Origin of the sequence: Glutamicibacter sp. 363, from assembly GCF_052379505.1 — a bacterium.
Lineage (GTDB): Bacteria > Actinomycetota > Actinomycetes > Actinomycetales > Micrococcaceae > Glutamicibacter.
On the sequence record NZ_JBQSYR010000005.1, the window covers coordinates 26,229 to 41,086 of the forward strand.

At 56.3% G+C, this 14,858-nt stretch carries 14 protein-coding genes, 1 tRNA gene, 1 pseudogene and 2 riboswitches; of the genes and pseudogenes, 10 read left to right on the plus strand and 6 right to left on the minus strand.

Annotated elements, in window-relative coordinates; translation table 11 throughout:
* Both ACT3UA_RS04285 and ACT3UA_RS04290 read right to left on the minus strand, forming a co-directional pair.
* A complete protein-coding gene (locus ACT3UA_RS04285) occupies positions 1–708 on the minus strand; it encodes a response regulator transcription factor (protein WP_096289209.1) in 708 nt (235 codons plus the stop codon).
* 57 nt (positions 709–765) lie between these two features.
* Positions 766–984 (minus strand): hypothetical protein, encoded by a 219-nt coding sequence (locus ACT3UA_RS04290; RefSeq protein WP_141393626.1) that lies wholly within the window; start codon positions 982–984, stop codon positions 766–768.
* Positions 985–1,228: 244 nt separating this feature from the next.
* Between ACT3UA_RS04290 and ACT3UA_RS04295 the strand changes: the two genes are divergently transcribed.
* Positions 1,229–1,612: a cold-shock protein gene (locus ACT3UA_RS04295; RefSeq protein ID WP_096289207.1), complete on the plus strand. Its 384-nt coding sequence runs from the start codon at positions 1,229–1,231 to the stop codon at positions 1,610–1,612.
* 3 nt (positions 1,613–1,615) lie between these two features.
* A complete protein-coding gene (locus tag ACT3UA_RS04300; RefSeq protein WP_444615636.1) occupies positions 1,616–2,236 on the plus strand; it encodes a DUF3027 domain-containing protein in 621 nt (206 codons plus the stop codon).
* Between the two features lie 86 nt (positions 2,237–2,322).
* Here ACT3UA_RS04300 and serC read toward each other — a convergent pair whose 3' ends face one another.
* Entirely contained in the window at positions 2,323–3,444 is a 1,122-nt protein-coding gene (gene serC / locus ACT3UA_RS04305) for a phosphoserine transaminase (protein ID WP_444615637.1), read from the minus strand.
* Positions 3,445–3,705: 261 nt separating this feature from the next.
* Here serC and ACT3UA_RS04310 point away from each other — a divergent pair, with 261 nt between their 5' ends.
* The 5 genes from ACT3UA_RS04310 to ACT3UA_RS04330 all read left to right on the plus strand — a co-directional run bounded on the left by ACT3UA_RS04310 (position 3,706) and on the right by ACT3UA_RS04330 (position 9,510).
* Entirely contained in the window at positions 3,706–4,398 is a 693-nt protein-coding gene (locus ACT3UA_RS04310; RefSeq protein ID WP_096289201.1) for a metal-dependent transcriptional regulator, read from the plus strand.
* A 104-nt stretch (positions 4,399–4,502) separates the two neighbouring features.
* Positions 4,503–4,662: riboswitch (cyclic di-AMP (ydaO/yuaA leader) on the plus strand.
* A 2-nt stretch (positions 4,663–4,664) separates the two neighbouring features.
* On the plus strand, positions 4,665–5,696 hold the full coding sequence (locus ACT3UA_RS04315) for a M23 family metallopeptidase (RefSeq protein WP_444615638.1): 1,032 nt from the start codon (positions 4,665–4,667) through the stop codon (positions 5,694–5,696).
* A gap of 124 nt (positions 5,697–5,820) precedes the next feature.
* Positions 5,821–5,990, plus strand: a riboswitch (cyclic di-AMP (ydaO/yuaA leader).
* A gap of 3 nt (positions 5,991–5,993) precedes the next feature.
* Positions 5,994–6,845: a C40 family peptidase gene (locus tag ACT3UA_RS04320; RefSeq protein ID WP_444615639.1), complete on the plus strand. Its 852-nt coding sequence runs from the start codon at positions 5,994–5,996 to the stop codon at positions 6,843–6,845.
* Between the two features lie 225 nt (positions 6,846–7,070).
* On the plus strand, positions 7,071–7,565 hold the full coding sequence (locus tag ACT3UA_RS04325) for an HNH endonuclease (protein ID WP_105554213.1): 495 nt from the start codon (positions 7,071–7,073) through the stop codon (positions 7,563–7,565).
* Between the two features lie 67 nt (positions 7,566–7,632).
* Complete coding sequence (locus ACT3UA_RS04330) at positions 7,633–9,510, plus strand: ABC transporter ATP-binding protein (protein ID WP_444615640.1); 1,878 nt, start codon at positions 7,633–7,635, stop codon at positions 9,508–9,510.
* A gap of 134 nt (positions 9,511–9,644) precedes the next feature.
* Here ACT3UA_RS04330 and ACT3UA_RS04335 read toward each other — a convergent pair whose 3' ends face one another.
* Positions 9,645–10,058 (minus strand): NUDIX hydrolase, encoded by a 414-nt coding sequence (locus ACT3UA_RS04335; protein ID WP_176484314.1) that lies wholly within the window; start codon positions 10,056–10,058, stop codon positions 9,645–9,647.
* A 188-nt stretch (positions 10,059–10,246) separates the two neighbouring features.
* On the opposite strand from ACT3UA_RS04335, the pseudogene ACT3UA_RS04340 reads away from it, so the two are divergent.
* Positions 10,247–10,411, plus strand: a pseudogene (locus tag ACT3UA_RS04340) (winged helix-turn-helix transcriptional regulator); the annotation flags it as partial.
* Between the two features lie 81 nt (positions 10,412–10,492).
* On the plus strand, positions 10,493–11,476 hold the full coding sequence (locus ACT3UA_RS04345; protein WP_444615651.1) for an ROK family protein: 984 nt from the start codon (positions 10,493–10,495) through the stop codon (positions 11,474–11,476).
* A 67-nt stretch (positions 11,477–11,543) separates the two neighbouring features.
* Here the strand turns inward: ACT3UA_RS04345 and ACT3UA_RS04350 are convergent.
* Both ACT3UA_RS04350 and ACT3UA_RS04355 read right to left on the minus strand, forming a co-directional pair.
* A tRNA-Arg gene (locus ACT3UA_RS04350) sits at positions 11,544–11,620 on the minus strand.
* A 56-nt stretch (positions 11,621–11,676) separates the two neighbouring features.
* Entirely contained in the window at positions 11,677–12,330 is a 654-nt protein-coding gene (locus tag ACT3UA_RS04355; protein ID WP_096289189.1) for a hypothetical protein, read from the minus strand.
* A 63-nt stretch (positions 12,331–12,393) separates the two neighbouring features.
* Here ACT3UA_RS04355 and pcrA point away from each other — a divergent pair, with 63 nt between their 5' ends.
* Positions 12,394–14,769 carry a DNA helicase PcrA gene (gene pcrA, locus ACT3UA_RS04360; protein ID WP_444615641.1) on the plus strand — a complete coding sequence of 792 codons (2,376 nt, stop codon included), beginning with the start codon at positions 12,394–12,396 and terminating at the stop codon, positions 14,767–14,769.
* Positions 14,770–14,858: the final 89 nt, after the last annotated feature.

Below are 14,858 nucleotides of genomic sequence, written 5' to 3' on the forward strand. Positions count from 1 at the left end.
CTAGCGGCGGTCCGGGGTGCGCATCAGGTAACCGACGCCGCGCTTGGTCTGAATCAGGGCAGGCCACTCGGGGCGGTCAACCTTGCGACGCAGATAGGAAATGTATGATTCAACGATCGAAGCGTCGCCGTTGAAGTCGTACTCCCAGACATGGTCCAGGATTTGCGACTTGGACAGTACGCGGTTCGGATTCATCATCAGGTAGCGCAGCAGCTTGAATTCGGTAGGAGATAGATCAATGACCTCGCCTGCTCGCCGCACCTCATGTGCGTCGTCATCAAGTTCTAGGTCGGCGACCACGATGGTGGCGTTCTCTTCTTCGCCCGTCGCGGTGCGGCGTAGCACCGCACGAATGCGGGCGACAACTTCATCGAGGCTAAAGGGCTTGGTCACGTAATCATCGCCGCCGACAGTCAATCCAGTGACCTTGTCGCTGGTGTCATCGCGAGCAGTCAGGAACAGCACGGGGAAGTGCCGACCGGCAGCGCGTAGCTTGCGGGTGATGGTGAAGCCGTCCATGTCTGGAAGCATGACGTCCAAAACCGCGAGATCTGGTTCTTCTGCTTCGACGGCTGCGAGAGCCTCGCGGCCGTTGGCTGCGGCGACCACTTGGAAACCGGCGAATCGCAGGGAAGTTGATAGAAGTTCGCGGATATTTGGTTCGTCATCCACGACAAGGAGTTTGGCCTCTGGGGTTTTTGCACTCATAAACCCAGTGTGCACGCGAAGGCTGGGAGTCGACTGAGAGCCGTCTGGGAGAGAGGGCTAGCCGTTGCGGCGTTTTCGGATGTTACCGATGATGACCACGCCGGCCAGGATGAAGGCGAGAGGCAAGCCGAAAACGCCGAATGCCATGATGATCGGCGGGATTGAAATTTCCTTAAAATACAACACGAGGACCGCCGCGAGGGACAATGCCGAGAGGACCGCGAGTGTAATTGCGGTGCGGGAAATGACGGTCAAGGTAATCGATGAAGCGCTCACGGCTATTAACGATACAGCGCTTCTAATGCAGCCGCCGTGACTCAAGGTGAAGTTGCGGGCCTCAAGGTGTCATAATCTAAGGTATTCGACTTAATTCGAATCCGTACGTTGAGCACCCGGTAGAAGTAAATGCACGACCCGGATGAATGCTCCATGGATCCGGAGATATGAAAAGGCGTAGCGTGAAGTAAATTAGTTGCACTGATATGCGCTGCAGCACGAGAAACGAACGAGGTAAGGGATCATGCCTAGCGGCAAGGTTAAGTGGTACGAAAAGGCCAAGGGCTTCGGATTCATTACCACCGAAGATGGTAAAGAGATTTACGTGAACGCCGCGGCGCTGCCGGAAGGCGTTCATGATCTACGCCCGGGCACACGCCTGGAGTTTGGCGTGGCCGAAGGCCGCCGGGGTCCTCAGGCACTGAGCCTGCGCATCTTAGAGGAAGCTCCGTCGGTGGCTCGCGCCAAACGGAAGAACCCCGAACAGCAAGCTGCAATGATCGAAGACCTGATCAAGGTTCTTGATCAGGTATCCAACACCTTGCGCAAGGGGCGATATCCTGAACAAGCACACGGCAAAAAGGTTGCTACCGTGCTACGCGCGGTAGCCGATGATCTGGACGTTTAAATAATGGCCCGTAAACCCAAGTTAGACACCACCCTCGCGGAAGCGGTTGATGTTGCGCGCAACGCACTCATCGAGATCGCGGCAGAAACGGAGATCGGTGAGTATCTCGGAGCCACGCCCGAAGGTGAACGATTAGTCACCCATCGATTTGTCTCCCAGAAAAGGGGCTATCGGGGCTGGACTTGGTTCGCGACAATCGCACGGGTGCCACGAGCAAAAGCTAAAGATCTAACCGTTTGCGAAGCTGGCATAGTTGCCGGTGAAGACGCACTCCTTGCACCGGCGTGGGTCCCGTGGGCTGAGCGCTTAGTCAAAGAAGAAATCGAGGCGGCGGAAGCCGAGGCCAATGAGCCCAAGGATGAACCCGGCCCTAGTGCGACCGCAACTGAGAACTCCGGCGCAGAGAACACCGCTGCCGAACCTGCTGGGAACGAAACCCAGGAGGACGTGACGGAGTCGACCACTGCCACAGACGAACACGAAGCAACCGGCGAACCGGAAGCGACGTCCGAACAGGGAATCAAAACCCCTGCACGCCGTCAGGTGCGTCGCCGACGCACCGCGCAACGCACGGCGGCTCGTCGCCGCGCAGCCCAGCGTAACCGGACACGCAAGGAAAGCTAGCGAAACAAGGCTTTAGAAAAGAAAAAGCGATCCGCGGTTTCGCCCTAATGGGGTGAAGCCGCGGATCGCTTTTGCTCGATCAGAATTTAGAGCTGCTCGATGACATAATCAATGCTCTTCAACAGCGCCGCGACATCACTCGGATCGATAGCCACGAAGGTCGCGATACGCAGCTGGTTTCGGCCGAGCTTGCGGTATGGCTCAACATCCACCACGCCGTTGGCGCGCAGCGCCTTGGAGATTTCCGTGGCGTCCACCGAATCGTCGAAGTCGATCGTGGCGATAACGTTTGAGCGGTGATCCGGGTTGGCTACATATGCCGTGGCAACCTTTGAGGCCTCGGCCCACGCGTAAATCTGGCCAGCTGACTCGGCGGTGCGAGCCGCTGCCCACTTCAGGCCGCCATTGGAGTTGATCCACTTGATCTGCGCATCGAGGGTCACCAAGGTGGTCAATGACGGTGTGTTGTAGGTCTGGTTCTTCAGCGAGTTATCCAGCGCAGTCTTCAGATTCAAGAAGTCTGGGATCCAGCGATCGGTCGCTGCGATCTCCTCGATGCGCGCAATTGCTGCGGGGGAGGCGAACGCAACCCAGAGGCCACCGTCGGAAGCAAAGTTCTTCTGCGGGGCAAAGTAGTACACGTCGGTCTGCGACAGATCTACATCCAAGCCGCCGGCGGCGCTCGTTGCATCAACGACGATCAGTGAATCTTCGTTGGCACCCGGAACGCGCTTGACCGGGGCAGCGGAGCCGGTGGAGGTTTCATTGTGCGGCCAGGCATAGAGATCCACGTCAGCTTCGGCAACCGGGCTCGGAACCGAACCAGGCTCGGAGGTGATAATCGAGGAGGCCGCAAGGAAGGGGGCCTTGTCGGTAGCGTTGGCAAACTTCGAGCCGAATTCACCAAAGGACAAGTGCTGAGCTTTATTGCGTACTAGGGAGAATGCTGCGGCGTCCCAGAAAGCGGTGGCGCCGCCAACTCCCAGAAGCACCTCGTAACCCTCAGGTGCGCTAAACATTTCCTTCAAGCCATCCTGCACGGAGGCAACCAGGTTCTTGACCGGCGCCTGACGGTGGGAGGTGCCTAATAGGTCGGCACCTGCGTCGGCGATTGCCTGAATTTGCTCGGGGCGAATCTTGGATGGTCCTGCGCCGAATCTTCCGTCGGCGGGCAGAAGGTTCCTTGGAATGTTGATGCCGGTGCTCATCTCGCTCCTCTAATAGCGTTTTGATTGAAGGTGCTGACTTCCCGACTGATCGCGAGCGCGAAGGAATAGTTCAGGATAGTTAAGACGTTTCAGTTAACATCTTCGCAAACTGCGGGAGATGAGAGAAAAACGAGACCGTCGGTTACGACATGCAAACTACGAGGCCGTCGCTGGGATTGTGGCTATACCAAGTAGAGTTGCATACTGACGTTCCGATTTCTTATGCGAACCTAACTGTTGTGACTTCCAGGAGTGGCTAACGTGTCTGACCTAATTGATACAACCGAGATGTACCTGCGTACCATTCTTGAGCTTCAAGAAGAGGAGATCGTGGCTTTGCGCGCGCGAATCGCAGAACGTCTGGGGCATTCTGGCCCCACAGTGTCGCAGACAGTCGCTCGAATGGAACGCGATGGTCTGGTTGTGGTTTCTACCGACCGTCACCTTGCCTTAACCGAGAAGGGTCACGAACTAGCAACAGGCGTGATGCGCAAGCACCGACTGGCCGAACGCTTGCTATCGGACATGATCGGTCTTGAATGGGAATATGTCCATGACGAGGCGTGCCGCTGGGAACACGTGATGAGCGAGCGTGTAGAGCGACGTTTATACGACCTGCTGGGCAAGCCCACGGTCTCTCCGTACGGCAACCCAATTCCTGGGCTTGAAGTCCTTGGGGGGCCCAAAGTAACCGAAATCTCACATGAGGTCGAGAATCTAGATAACGCGTTGCTCTCCGGAAACATTGGCCCGGTGGCCATTGAGCGTCTCGCAGAGCCGATCCAGACCGACCCAATCCTGCTCGGACAACTGAATGAAGGCGGAATTCGGCCCGGTGCGATCGTTAGCTTAGAGCGCGCAGATGACTACGTCGTGGTTCGCGTGCAAGGTGTCGAAGGTGCGCTAGAACTGCCAGTCGAAGTCAGTGCGCACGTTTTCGTACGCACTAAATAAGGTAACGAAATTGTAACTTTTCCGATCGAACGGTAGGGTTATCAAAGGGCGCCAGTGGTTTAACTGGTGCCGATTCCAAGAGTGCAAACGCCGAGTATTGTCCTGCCTCTTGGATGCGAAATGATTTTTAAGGGCAATAGCGGGGAACCCACTCATTCGACGAATACTTCGTCTTGGGGTGAAGTCATGCCAACAGGCAGGACCGGACCAATCTCAGGGCCGAACCCGACAGCTAACTTCGCAGGTGTAGATATGAGAGGAATGTTTTGGCAGAAACCAGGACGACGGGTCGACGCCGTGCCGCAGACGTCGAGATCGATGCGATCACTGAGATCGCAGCGGCCGCCACAGAACGATCCGTTGGCCGCCGCGCATCACGCGCAGCCGCTGTCGAAGCAGTAGCAGTTCCAGAGCCGCTTTGCGCCGATTATGTCGGGCGCCGCTTTGAGTCTGGTCAGCGTTACGGCATTGCGCCAACGCAGAAAACTCTTGCTACCCAGGATGTTGACGGAAACGTCATTGCCCTACCTACAGCAAAGCCCGTTGTTGCACCTGAAGGCGTAGTAGCAAGTAATGAAGAGCTCGTTCAGAGCCTTCGTGCTTCACCAAAAAAGACTTCACGACTTGGGTTTACCCACAAGATCGCTGCCGTTGCCGCGGTATCGGGTTTGGCACTAGCTGCGGTTTCTCCGCAGCTCAGTAGCGCCGTGCCTGAAGAGGGTCCGGTGGTAGCGGGTGCGCAGCGCACCGCAACTTCCGCAGTGGTCGATGTTAAGGCTCCAAGCGATGCTGGCTTAGATGTGCAGCGTGCGGCTTTGAAGTCCGACATCAACCCCAAGGTGGCCAACGAAGAGAAGCTCTCTGAAATCCTCACCGCTTCCGGTGGGGACATTCAGAAGGTCGGTTCGACCGGTGGATTGCTCGAGCGTCCGGTGGACAGTAACCGCATCACCTCAAGTTTCGGGCACCGCAAGAACCCAACCGGCGCCGGCTTCATGATTCACAGTGGCACAGATTACGGTGTGCCGAGCGGCACAAAAGTTTACGCCGCAGCATCGGGCAAGGTCACAGTCTCCGGATGGGCAGGTCATTCCGGTCAGCGGGTCACCTTGGCCCATGGAAACGGCCTGGAAACCGGGTACAGCCACAACTCGCAACTACTAGTCAACGTGGGCGACACCGTCAAGCGCGGCGATGTCATCGCTTTGGCCGGTAGCACCGGTAATTCCACCGGGCCGCATGTGCATTTCGAAGTAATTGTCGACGGCCAGTTCAAAGACCCTGCCGGCTGGTTATAACGACGTTCGTCACCTTACCGTGATCAAAACGTGACATTTGAAAGATAGTCCTATAGGCTAAACAGCGTGCCAAGGGGAATCCTTGAGCAACATTGCGTGCGAACCGAGCACTGCCAACGCGCAATGAGCAGTTATACACAACTCGTACGGCAGTGACGGGGGAACCAACATCGGGTCGTTAGTTTTGGCTAACAACCCTAGGGGTTAAGTGGAAGAGAAGGAAACTTCAACTCCACCGAGGTAACTCCACTTCGAACCCGACAGCTTACCTCGTAGGTATCAAGGAGAGGCTTTATTGTGACCAAGCGTCAAGCGCCGGGACGCCACCGCGCCCCAGCAGCACGTACCAACCCACTTGCTAGCATTTCGCAGGCAGTGTCCTCGAATGCAGGCTCGGTCGGACGTCAGGCAGCCGTTGTTGCTGCTGCGTCCGGTCTGATCGTCACCCTGGGCGTACCAGGTCAGGCAACCGCCCCACGTGACGTATCAGCTTCCCCGGTTGACACGATCAACCCGGAACGCGTTGCTGTCAAGGCAGTCAAGGTATCCACCAAGAAGGCGGATAACGTCGAGATCGAGCGCGCCAGCTTCACTGCTGAGCCAAAGCCCGAGCCGGTCGTTATCGCTGTCGCTGATGATATCGAGCCAACCACTCGCGAAAACTCGGGCAACTCCGATTCTTCGGGCAGCTCGGACTCCATGGCACCAATGACCCGCCAGAACCGCGGCGGCAATGGCCAGCAGAGCGCGCCAACTGAGACCAAGAAGGAATCCACCAAGCAGGAATCCTCGGTCCCGAGCAAGAACCTCACCGGTATCGCAGCTACGGCTTCGAAGTACTCGGGTGTTCCATACGTCTGGGGCGGAAATACTCCCAGCGGCTGGGACTGCTCTGGCTTCGTGAAGTACGTCTACGCGCAGCACGGCATCAACATTGCTCGTGGCACCTCCGCGATCCTCGGATCCGGCCAGTTCAAGCGCACCAGCAGCCCGAAGCCGGGCGACTTGGTGTTCCAGAACGGTGGCGGCCACGTAGGCATCTACCTAGGTGGGGGCCAGATGATCGGCGCGCAGAACCCAACCGTGGATACCATGATCCACTCGGTGAGCCGCAACCCGATGTACGGTTACTACACTCTAGCTGGCTAAGCAGCCTGCTCCCATTGGCCATCGAACGTAATGTTCGGTGGCCAATGGTCGTTTAACCGGGTGAACTACGGGCTACTTCGCGATGAAAATCAGCGAATATCTTCCTAATCTTGAAGCCAAATCGGCAATATATCGCATAGGCTAACGGCAAGAGAACTAACTGCGACGAGCTCGTCGTCATCAACTTCTAGTGATGCACACAAGCTCATTAAAGGAAGTATGCGAATGAGAACGTTGGTTTTGAACGCAGGTTATGAGCCATTAGCGGTGGTGACTTTCCGTCGCGCCTTGCTCCTTGTGCTTGCCGAAAAAGCAACAATCATTTTGCAAGATCATGAGTCACCCGTGCGCAGCTCGCACGGAGACTTACCGCGCCCCACCGTGATCGTGTTAAAACGATATGTGCGACGCCCCTACAGGAACATGAACCATGTGACCCGTAGGGGCGTTCTTCGTAGAGACCACTTCCGCTGCGCCTACTGCGGAAAGACCGCCAACACCATCGACCACGTAATCCCGCGCAGCAGAGGCGGGCAGAACACCTGGGAGAACCTCGTGGCGGCCTGCTTGTCGTGCAACAGCCGTAAGGCCGACAAAATGCTCTCGCAATTGGGATGGCAATTGTTGCTCACGCCGCATCAGCCACGGGTGGGAGGGCACCTGGTTTCCGGACTTGACCATATTGATTCTTCATGGGCTCAATACCTTCATGCCAGCTAGGAAATAATCGGTCTCCGTGAGATGTTGAGACGTTAGTACTAATCTGAACAAATCACGGAGGTAACTCGTGAGTATGGAAGGCGCGGCGTGGAGTACGCTGTGGCAGCTCTCAAAGAGCGAACAGCGACGTGCATATCGTCCAGAGACCCCGCGGCGGGTTTTTGACTTCGCACTCAGCTATAAAGCACGTCTGATAGTCTTCGTGATTTTCTCTGTATTGTCAGCGGCAATCGCTGTCATCACTCCGGTGCTTGCCGGACGAGTCGTTGACGCAATCGTGGCGCAAGGCAGCTGGGAGACCGTGCGGAACTTGGCGATCGTTATGGTGATAGTCGCCGTTTTCGATTCAATATTCGCGATGCTCGTACGCTGGCAGTCCTCTAACCTCGGTGAGCAAATCATCTTTGATCTTCGCACCAAGGTATTTGACCATGTGCAGAAGATGCCCATCGCGTTTTTCGCACGAACCCGCACCGGAGCACTGACCTCCCGGCTCAATTCAGATGTTATCGGCGCTCAAGCGGCTTTCGCAGGAACCTTGTCCGGAATCGTTTCAAATGCCGTTGCACTGATCCTGACCGCTATCGTCATGCTCACTACCTCCTGGCAGGTCACGATCCTGGCGCTGGTCCTTTTCCCGCTGTTCCTGCTGCCGGCAAGACGCTTCGGAAAGTCTCTTGCTGGGCTGCGCAAGGAGTCGGCAGACCTGAACGCTTCAATGAGCACCCAGATGACCGAACGATTCTCGGCACCAGGCGCTACGCTGATCAAACTCTACGGGCGTCCCAATGAAGAATCCGAGCAATTCGGTTTGCGGGCTGCGCGAGTACGCGACATCGGCATCAAGATGACCATGCGGCAATTCGCATTTGTGACGGTGCTGGGGCTGGTCGCGGCGCTGTCGTTGGCCCTTGTGTACGGACTGGGCGGATTCTATGCCTTGCGTGGCGAGATGGCGGCAGGTGACGTGGTAGTACTCGGGATGCTCATTATCCGCCTGTATACGCCGCTTACGGGACTTGCTAACGCCCGCGTGGAGATCACCAGTGCGCTAGTTAGCTTCGACAGGGTGTTTGAGGTGCTAGACCTTGAACCGCTGATCAAAGACGCTCCGAACGCGATAGCGCTTCCAGCAGAACCTGTGGCAGTGAAATTCGATAAGGTGAACTTCGCTTACCCCAGTGCCGAGGAAGTTTCACTAGCTTCGCTGGAAGATACTGCGGTGCTAGATAAACGCGGTGGCGAGGAGATTCTCCACGATATTTCCTTCGAGATTCAGCCCGGTCACACCGTCGCGTTGGTTGGCTCTTCCGGCGCTGGTAAATCGACCATCGCGCAGCTACTTGCACGGCTCTACGACGTGCGTGGCGGTGCTATCACGCTCAACGGACACGACCTGCGTGATATCACCCTCAAATCCCTATATGGAGAACTGGGAATGGTCACCCAAGACGGGCACCTGTTGCACGAGACCGTACGCTCTAATTTGTTGCTGGCAAACCCTGGCGCCAGCGAAGAGCAATTATGGGCGGCATTGGAAGACGCGCAGTTGCGGACCCAAATCGAGACCCTCCCGGACGGGCTTGCCACGGTGGTTGGGGAACGCGGATACCGGCTATCTGGCGGAGAACGCCAACGCATGACGATCGCCCGGATGATTCTGGCCAATCCGGGGCTGGTCATTCTCGACGAAGCAACTGCGGCTTTGGATTCACGCAGCGAACTTGCTGTGCAACTGGCGCTGTCCCAAGCGCTGGAAAACCGCACGGCATTGGTCATTGCCCATCGGCTTTCAACGATCCGGCAAGCGGATCAAATCTTGGTGATCGACGGTGGACGAATCGTTGAACGTGGAACGCATCAGAGCTTGCTAAGCAAACAAGGCGCGTACTCAAAGTTCTATGAAACTCAGTTCAATTCGGTCCAGGAACCGGATCGTAACTAAAGCAGTTTTTGCGCCATGCTCCTGCGCTATGCGGAACTCGTGGCGATACCAGAGAGCCGGCCGCGGACACCATTGAAAATAGTTCGAGGTCGGCCCTCATAGCCACGTGACAAACTTTTCTGCATATCTGCTCATTAGTGGGGTGCGTTTCTCCGAGCAAGAAGGGTAGGCAATACGTGCTGGCGTAATAGTGGGGCGATGTCATCACGCAATAGGGCTTCGTGGGGGTGGATCCACATTAGCTCTTCGAGTTCGGCTAGTGGTTTGGGGGAACCGTTAAATCTTGCGCCGAACAAATAGGCTTGTATCGAGGTGTCTGCTTCGTTGGCCGCCGGTCCAAGCCATTGGCCGTACTCTGCAAAGTCTTTTTCCTCGAACTTCACTCCTAATTCCTCATGTACCTCGCGCATCACGGTCTCTAAGGGTGTCTCGCCCTTTTCTGGTTTTCCGCCGGGTTGCATGAATTTTGAAGTCCCACGCTTCCGAACAAGAAGAATTTGTCCCTGATCGTTGATTAAACACGCTGCCGAGATAGTTAAATTTTTCATCACCAAAACACAATATCGCGTGTGAAAACTCGTGACGAATGGTAACGTGCATTATTGGATCTCCAACGTTTTTAGTTGAGTAACGTCGTGATTAGAGAACTCGCAGTTTCAGATCGTACGACGACGTCTTGGCCGGATGTTGGAATAGAGAGATCGATCCATCAAATTTATAGATCTATGGAGCTTTAATGCGACGGGGAACAAACTTAGGCCGCCTTGGCGATTTTAACCAGGCGGTTATCCTTGAGTCCATCCGACGAGCCCCGGACGGCATCAGCCGTGTGGAGCTCGCAGGTTCGACTGGACTTTCACCACAGACAATTTCAAACGTCGTGCGTCGTCTTCTTGACGATGGCATCGTTCGCGAAGACCGAACCATTGTGTCCGGTCCAGGTAAGCCGAGAACCGTTCTGGAGCTAGAGGGAAACCGATTAGTGTCCATCGGCATCCATCTTGACCCAAGCGTGCTGACCTTCGTGGCCATGAACCTGCGCGGCGAAGTATTGCGTGAGCGCAGTATCGATGTACCGAATCTCGAAGTAGCCACGGAGACCATCCAGCTGATGGCAGACACGGTCAAGGAATTGATTTCCGAGATTCGCGTGCCGAAAAAGCACATCGTCGGTGTCGGCATTGCCGTACCCGGACCGGTTAACGTCGAAGACGGTGTGGTGCTCAACCCACCGCTGCTCGATGGCTGGGCAGATGTAGAGCTGGTCAACCCACTACGTAAGCTGCTGCGCTTGCAGGTAATCATCGAAAAGGACACCATCGCATCTGCGGTCGGTGAGCTTTGGCAGTCCAAGGAAGAGAAATCAGATGATTTCGTCTTCGTATACTGCGGCCACGGCTTCGGTGCAGGTATCGTGATCGACGGCGAAGTCCACCACGGTTCGAGCAACAACGCTGGTGAAATTGGGCATTACTCCACCGGACGCAAGGCCGTCGCATGCGAAGAGTGCGGTGCCGACGATTGCTTGGCTGCAGGCACCTCCTACGAGTTCATGGCTGCCCAGGCTAAGGAACGCGGGCTGGAACTGCCGGCCTATGAAATCATGGGCCCGGAGCAGCGCTCCGAGGGTATCAACCGTCTGACCGAACTTGCGCTGGAAGGCAACGCCGTCGCCAAGGAACTGATCATTGAATCGATGATTCGGGTGGGTGAAGTCGCCGGACAGCTGGCCAATGCGCTGGACGTCCGCGAGATCGTCTTCGGCGGTCCACAGTGGGACAAGGTTCGCGAGCTCGTCGCTGATGAAGTCGATGAAGCCGTTCAGCGTCGCTTCGGGCTACGTGCAGTCCACGAGGTCGGTACCCGCACCTCGAGCCTTGGCTCGCAGGTTGGCGCCATCGGTGGCGCGTGCGTCGTCATGGATGCCTCGCTCTCGCCGAAGGCTACCGCACTGCTACTGCGGTAAGTCGTTCGACATGATCAATATAAAGTTGAGGTCCCGCTCCGGTAGAAGCGGGACCTCAACTTTTTATTGGTGCCCCTGGCCGGAATCGAACCGACGGCCTACCCTTTAGGAGAGGGTCGCTCTATCCTACTGAGCTACAGGGGCGCAGGCGCTAGGCGCGCCATCAACACTATCCTACTAGGAAGTTGATGATGAATTTGTCAGGATGAATGCTGTCGAATCTCAGCCATTTTCTTAATCATCGCTTTGTTCGCACGACGAGCCGCCAAGCCAAAGACTAGCGCGGCCGTGATGAAAAGCGTGGCCCACCGGATCGTGGTCAGGATTGAAGCGAGCACGACGGTGCTTTCGTTGAGTTCCGCGCCGAAGAGCGAATCAATGGCAAAGTTCTCCCACAAGTCGGTCACCGCAAACAGCAAGGGTGCCAGCCACGCCAGCCAACGCATCTGACGGTTGGGAATCCAGCGAATGAAGATCAGCATGGAAAACAGCCCGGTCAGCAACGGGAACAGCAGTCCGGCGGTCTTGTGAAGGTAATTTAGCTGTCCGGTGGCATCCGAATCCATGGCTGCACGTAGCGCTTCGATATCCGAAACCGTGTAGCCGAAGACGCGCTGATCTGGCATGGATAACCCGTTACTGAGGTCGGTCATCTGGTGCATCGTGAGCAGGTGGTAGTACACAAAGAGGAACACGCACGTGACCAACCCTGCCGAGATCAACAGCATCGGATTGGAAGTAGATTCACGTTGTTGCGCAGAATCCCGCAGTCCTTGACCGAGCTTCTTGGCCTGCTCATCCTGGAAATGCGCTGGCTTGCGATACTCTTTGCTTTTCTTAACGTTCTTTGCCATACCTTCCATTATGCCGGGTAGGTCTGCGAAACCGTCGCAGAGCCCACGTAGACTGGCATTACCATGGATTTCCTTAACGATGACTTCGCCGCGGAGCCGGCACAGCGCACTTTACCGACGCCCGAAGAACTGTTGCTGGGGATGAACGAACAGCAAGACAAGGCAGTTCGTTATCACGGCGGCCCGCTCTTGATCATTGCTGGTGCTGGTTCTGGTAAGACCCGCGTGCTGACTCATCGCATTGCGTATTTGCTAGCTACCGGACGGGCCCGACCGCACGAAATTCTTGCTATCACCTTCACCAACAAAGCCGCTGCGGAAATGCGTGAGCGCGCTTCAGAACTGATCGGTGAAGATCAGGCAAAAAAGATGTGGATCTCCACCTTCCACTCCTCCTGCGTACGCATTCTGCGCCGTGAGGCTGCAACTATCGGTTTGAAGTCGAACTTCTCGATCTATGATTCGGCCGACTCCCTGCGCTTGATTACGCTTATTGCCAAGGGGTTGGATATTGATCCGAAGCGGTTCACGCCCAAGGCCATCGCCCACAAGATCTCGTCGTTGAAGAACGAACTTATCGACGAAGAAGATTTCGCCTCCACCATGAACACCAATGATCCATTCGCGCGGTCCGTGGCAGAGGTCTATCGAGGCTATACCCGACGGCTGCGCGCGGCGAATGCGATGGACTTTGACGACCTGATTGGGCAGGTCGTTTACATGTTTCGGGCCTTCCCAGCGGTGGCGGACAACTATCGCCGTCGCTTCCGCCACGTGTTGATTGACGAGTATCAGGATACGAACCACGCGCAGTACTCCTTAGTCCGAGAATTAACCGGACCCGATGGGCTGACCCGGCCGGGAGAACTAACGGTAGTCGGCGACTCTGATCAGTCGATTTATGCGTTTCGTGGAGCGGATATTCGCAATATTGTGGAATTCGAAAAGGATTACGCAGACGCCGCGACGATCAAACTCGAACAGAACTACCGTTCCACCCAGAACATCCTCTCGGCAGCGAACGAAGTGATCAAACGCAACCCGGACCGCAACGACAAACGCCTTTGGACGGCCAGCGGGGACGGCGACCAGATCACCGGTTACGTGGGAGAATCCGAGGGGGACGAGGCGCGCTGGATCGCGGAGGAGATCCTTCGGCTCAATGGCGAAGAAGACGTGCGACCGGGCGATGTAGCCATTTTCTATCGCACCAACGCACAGTCCCGAGCGCTCGAAGAGCAGCTCATGCGCGTTGATTTAAAGTACCGGGTGGTTGGCGGCACCCGATTCTACGACCGCAAGGAAATCAAAGATGCGCTGTCTTATTTGCGAGCCTTGGTGAATCCCGAAGACGACATTAACGTTCGCCGCATCCTCAACGAGCCCAAACGCGGCATCGGCGACCGAGCCGAAGGAGCGGTAGCAGCGCTAGCCGAACGCGACCGGATCTCATTTATGGAAGCGTTGCGCCGTTCCGATGAAGCCCCAGGTCTAGGCACTCGTGGCATCAAGATGACCGCAGCTTTTGTGTCCTTGATGGACGATTTGAAGACTGTTGCAGAAGGCTCCGGCCCGGCCGAAGCGCTGGAAGCGGTACTGGAGCAGACCGGATACCTCGAAGTTCTTCGAGCGTCGAGTGATCCGCAGGATGAGTCCCGGGTAGAAAACCTTGCTGAGCTCGTTGCGGTGGTCCGCGACTATGTGATTGATGAGCCGGAGGGGGGCCTGGAAGGGTTCTTGGAGCGCGTGGCGTTGGTGGCCGACGCAGATCAGATTCCCGAGGCGCCTACAGATAGCGAAGGCGCAGAAATGGCGGCTCGTGAAGGTGTGGTCACGCTAATGACGCTGCACACCGCGAAAGGGCTGGAATTCCCGGTGGTGTTCCTGACCGGCATGGAACACGGAGTCTTTCCGCACCAGCGTTCCATGACGGACGAGAAGGAATTGGCCGAGGAACGACGTTTAGCGTATGTGGGGCTTACTCGGGCTAGGGAACGGTTGTACCTGACGCGAGCCGAACAGCGTAGCTTGTGGGGACAGTCGCAATATAACCCTGCGAGTCAGTTTCTCGACGAAATTCCTTCCCACCTGTTGGACTGGAAGCGGGAAGGAGGCACGCCTTCGGGGTGGGGTGCGAGTAACGGAACGGTGAATTTCGCCACGAGTCGGTATGACCGTGGATCTCATTGGGGTGCCGGCAATGCTTCGAATTTTGCATCTCGTGGGCATAACGCAGCTCCGGTGGCCAAGCAGCGCGTGCAGCAGAACAAAGAAATTGTCATTCCAAAGGTTGGCCAAAACGTGAAACATTCTGGCTTTGGCTTGGGCGTTGTTATCGCGATCGAAGGTGTCGGTGATAAGACGGTTGCAAAAGTGCAATTTGCTGACTCGGAAAAACGGCTCCTATTGCGTTACGCGCCATTAGAAATGGTTGACTAACCGGAGATTCTTTGGCGCGCGCTTTGAGGTTTCTTGAAACCGTCGACAGGCTGCCCAACGGTTCTCTACAGCCTGTAAAAGTGGGAAGT